A 712-nucleotide genomic window follows, 5' to 3' on the forward strand; every position below is an offset into this window, starting at 1 on the left:
TCGTTCCGGCCGCGATCAGCACCTCGAAGGGCGTCGCAATCTCTTCCACGGGCGTGGCACTGTCATGTACGTGCGTCACCGGGGCCGGCTCCTGGGTATCCGAGCCGTTGCGACAGCCCACTCTCGCCACCAGCGCCTGGTCGTGGACGGCCTGCTCCCTCAGTCACGGTTCGCAGTGGCCTGTTTCCGGCGGGGGCTGTGGTTGTCTTCTGCGAACCGTTTTCGTTGTCTGTGCGTTGAGGGGGCGGGGGGTGTGGGTGTCGGCAATGCCGCGACAAGGTCTGGCCAAGGTGTTTGTCGCAGGGTGACAGTGCCCGTCCGTTCGTGCGTGCGGGCACGCCACGGAAAGCCGACGTAGGGATTGAGGACGCCACATCATGAGGCGGACGACACACGGGGCACGGGCCGACATGGTCACCGCGCCGGGACACCAGCAGGCATCTCATGACGACGAGTGCGAGAGGTTCGTCCAGGCCCTCTACCGCCAGCACGGGAACTTGCTCAAGCGTTACGCGGCCAGACTGCTCGGTGGTGACTGGCACCGTGCGGAGGACCTGCTGCAGGAGGCCTTCGCCCGGGCGTGGCGGCACAGTGCCATGTTCGACGGGGACATCGACAAGGCACGGCCGTGGTTGTTCACCGTGGTGCGCAACCTGGTCATCGATCATCACCGGGCCTGCCGGATCCGGCCGGTCGAGACGCAGTTGTCCGA

General features: G+C 66.3%; 1 protein-coding gene. It reads left to right on the forward strand.

What is annotated here, in order from left to right; all coding sequences use genetic code 11:
* Positions 1–377: 377 nt before the first annotated feature.
* The coding region (locus tag KUM32_RS32695) for a sigma-70 family RNA polymerase sigma factor (RefSeq protein WP_254406472.1) at positions 378–712 on the forward strand (335 nt) is incomplete at its 3' end.

The sequence above is a fragment of the Streptomyces sp. AC627_RSS907 genome, from assembly GCF_019049165.1.